4 protein-coding genes are annotated in these 3,315 nt (G+C 41.6%); 3 read left to right on the forward strand and 1 reads right to left on the reverse strand.

The features are described from left to right. Positions 1–138 precede the first annotated feature (138 nt). On the reverse strand, positions 139–1,863 hold the full coding sequence (locus tag F6K51_RS35655) for an ABC transporter ATP-binding protein (protein WP_293030488.1): 1,725 nt from the start codon (positions 1,861–1,863) through the stop codon (positions 139–141). 15 nt (positions 1,864–1,878) lie between these two features. Between F6K51_RS35655 and F6K51_RS35660 the strand changes: the two genes are divergently transcribed. The 3 genes from F6K51_RS35660 (at position 1,879) to F6K51_RS35670 (ending at position 3,156) form a co-directional block, all read left to right on the forward strand. Beyond that, positions 1,879–2,079: a hypothetical protein gene (locus F6K51_RS35660; RefSeq protein ID WP_143727833.1), complete on the forward strand. Its 201-nt coding sequence runs from the start codon at positions 1,879–1,881 to the stop codon at positions 2,077–2,079. Between the two features lie 392 nt (positions 2,080–2,471). Beyond that, positions 2,472–2,771 carry a type II toxin-antitoxin system HigB family toxin gene (locus tag F6K51_RS35665; RefSeq protein WP_008189566.1) on the forward strand — a complete coding sequence of 100 codons (300 nt, stop codon included), beginning with the start codon at positions 2,472–2,474 and terminating at the stop codon, positions 2,769–2,771. A 43-nt stretch (positions 2,772–2,814) separates the two neighbouring features. Continuing rightward, positions 2,815–3,156: a transcriptional regulator gene (locus F6K51_RS35670; RefSeq protein ID WP_293030498.1), complete on the forward strand. Its 342-nt coding sequence runs from the start codon at positions 2,815–2,817 to the stop codon at positions 3,154–3,156. Positions 3,157–3,315 lie beyond the last annotated feature (159 nt).

The raw sequence follows: 3,315 nt of genomic DNA on the forward strand, positions 1-3,315 counted from the left end.
CCCGATTCCCGATTCCCGATTCCCGATTCCCGATTCCCGATTCCCGATTCCCGATTCCCGATTCCCGATTCCCGATTCCCGATTCCCGATTCCCGATTCCCGATTCCCGATTCCCGATTCCCGATTATATTTACTAGATCAATTAAATTGCTGAGCATAAAACCGAGCATAACGACCACCTTTATCTAACAGTCCTTCATGGTTTCCGGATTCAACAATTCGTCCTTGTTCTACTACCAGAATCCGGTCAGCACGGCGCACTGTTGCTAATCGGTGAGCAATAATAAAAACAGTGCGGTCTTTCATAATCCGTTCTAAGGCTTCTTGTACCAAGGCTTCTGATTCTGAGTCTAAAGCGGAGGTGGCTTCATCGAGAATCAAGATTCTAGGATCGAGCAGTACCGCTCGTGCGATCGCAATCCGTTGTCGTTGCCCTCCCGATAAATTAATTCCCCTCTCCCCTACCCAAGTGTGATATCCTTGGGATAGTTTAATAATGAACTGGTGAGCATTGGCAATCTTAGCCGCTTCCTGAACAGCTTTAAAGTCAGGTTTTAACTGACCAAAGGCAATATTTTGAGCAATAGTACCTGAAAAGAGAGTAGTATCCTGGGGGACAATGCCAATCTGACGCCGTAGACTATTGAGGGTAATATCTTGGATATTGATCCCATCAATCAGGATTTCTCCAGATTGCGGATCATAGAAGCGAGGCAGGAGATTAACCAAAGTAGTTTTACCAGCACCCGAAGCGCCTACTAATGCGATCGCCTCTCCCGCAGCAATTTCTAAATTCAAATTTCTCAGTACAGGCTCACCAGGTTGATAACCAAAGCTGACATTACAGTATTCCACCCTACCCGTTGCTGGGGGGAAAACTATAGCGCTTGGCTTTTCAATTACCGTTGGCTCAAGGGCAAATAGTTCAAAGATGCGGTCTATCGATGCTTCTCCCTGTTTGAACTCATTATAGTTTTGGGTTAAGATATTGATCGGATCAATCAACATGGCAACACCGATACCGTAACTGACAAACTTGGAAGCCGTGAGGTTACCCTCAGCAATTTGCCATGCTCCCAACAATAATAGTAACAAGAAGCACAAGGCTTCGAGAAAACCAACTATTGGAAACTGAATTGCTCTGAGGCGTTCAGCAGCATACTTGGCTTTGCGGTTGTTTTCTGCTTCTTGACTAAATTTTTCCAGGGTATAGTCTTCTGCGGCAAAAGCTTGGATTAAGCGAATCCCGCTAAACACTTCCGTCAGCATTGCGGACAAATCCGATATCCGATTTTGGCTGCGATGGGAGAATTTACGGATCTGTTCCCCAAACCAACCAATCAACAAGCCCATCAATGGTGCAATAATTACTATGGCTAGGGTCAGTTCTGGATTAATATAGATGACAGCAGTTAGTACTACAATCAGTTGCAAGACACAAGGAATAAAATCACGAACAATTTTGTAAATCACCTCCCCAATCCGATCGAGGTCTTCCGTGAGTCGGTAGGTAAGGTCACCAGTTCTAGCAGCTTCAAAGTAACCAATACTGAGGCGCTGCAAATGGTTAAAAACGTTTTGGCGTAAATGGAGGGCAATCTGTAGTGAAGCTTTTGCTGATAGGGTATATAAACAGTACTGCGCTATTTTCTGGGTCAGAAACACAACAGCAGCTAACCCAGCTAGCTGAAGACTCCTGACCAGTTTTCCCTGTCCGACCACATCAAAAAAGGGCTCAGATAGCCAAAGGAGTAGGGGCCAGCAGACAGTGAATACTAATGTACAAACCAATGTCTGAGCAAGAGTTAAGCGTTGGGAACGAAGGTAAGGTCGCAGTTGCCAGTAACTAGAGTGGGGTTTCAAGTGTCAATCGGGAGAATGATGGCTTCTGTTTTAACCTATCACTTACGGTTAGCTGATGGTGACAAGTATCGGATTTGCCCAGGCAATGCCCATCCTACAGACTACAGACTTCCCAAAATGCGATTGACCTACGGTCACGCTACGCGATCGCACTACGTTCTGTGTGACCATGACCATTATTGTGATATCCTGATCATTGGTTGGTATTCAAAGTAAGAACTACTGTGCCCTTAAGAATAATAATTTTATCTGTCTTCGAGCTTCAAGCCCCAAAAAGCATTTCACTCTCAGGTAAATCAGGATGTGATTAAACCACTGCACAACACCATAGAAGCATTTAAGACCAGATAATATGGATTTCCCAGGTTAAATAAATTTGGGCGTTATCAATCATTTTTATTCCCCCAGTTCAAGACCAGTCCCATTCAAGGCAATCAGATTAAGCAACCGTTGTAATGGTTAGTGAACATAACTTGGAATAGCTCTATTCCCTTTGGTTTCAAAATAAAGCGATGCAGCGCGGTCTTGGGGGTTTCCCCCACTCGCTATTGCATCAAGACAGGAAATCAGAGTTGTGTCTAGGTTCAGGGCACCAAAGAGGATATCAAATGCATGTGATCAGCTATCGACGTTTGCGGGAATTTAGTGAAAAACACGCTGATTGCCATGATGCTCTCGATAACTGGTATAAGATTGCCAATCAGGCTACTTGGTCTAACTTAGTTGAGGTACAATCGGTTTTTAGAAAAGCTGAAGCAGTAGGAAATTTTACAGTTTTTAATATTAAGGGGAATAAGTACCGCTTAATTGTAAGTATAGATTATGAAAAGCATTTAATTTACATCAAGTATATTCTGAATCACGCAGAATACGACTATAATAACTGGAAGAATGACCCTTACTTTTAATCAAAAGCCATACAAAAAACTGTTAGTAAAATATCAACCTAAAATGATTAAAACAGAAGAAGAGAATGAAAAAGCTTTAGCTTTTGTAGAAGAGTTGATGCACCGACCTAAACGAACACCAGAAGAAGATGAAATTTATGAATTGCTGATTACATTAATTGAAAAATTTGAACAAGACTATTACTCCCCAGGGATTAGATCTGAGCCTCAGTCTATGTTACTTTTTTTAATGGATCAAAAAGACATAAAACCAGCGGATTTAGTGGGAATTATTGGCTCTCAAAAAACCGTTGATGACATCGTTAATGGGAAGCGAGAAATTAGCAAATATCAAGCCAAAACCTTGGGAGTTTTTTTTCAAGTTGATCCCAGTTTGTTTATGTAAAAAAAGCTCAAATCAAAATTTGGTAATACCTCAGTTCGATTTATAATAGTGTTGTCCATACTTATGAGGTACAAAGAAGTTTTTTACTATTCCCTATTCCCTAAAACTAATAAATTATGTACTTTAGCCAATTGCTTCTTTTGAAAACCCATAGCTAGT

It is taken from the genome of Moorena sp. SIO3I8 (genome assembly GCF_010692325.1).
GTDB lineage: Bacteria > Cyanobacteriota > Cyanobacteriia > Cyanobacteriales > Coleofasciculaceae > Moorena.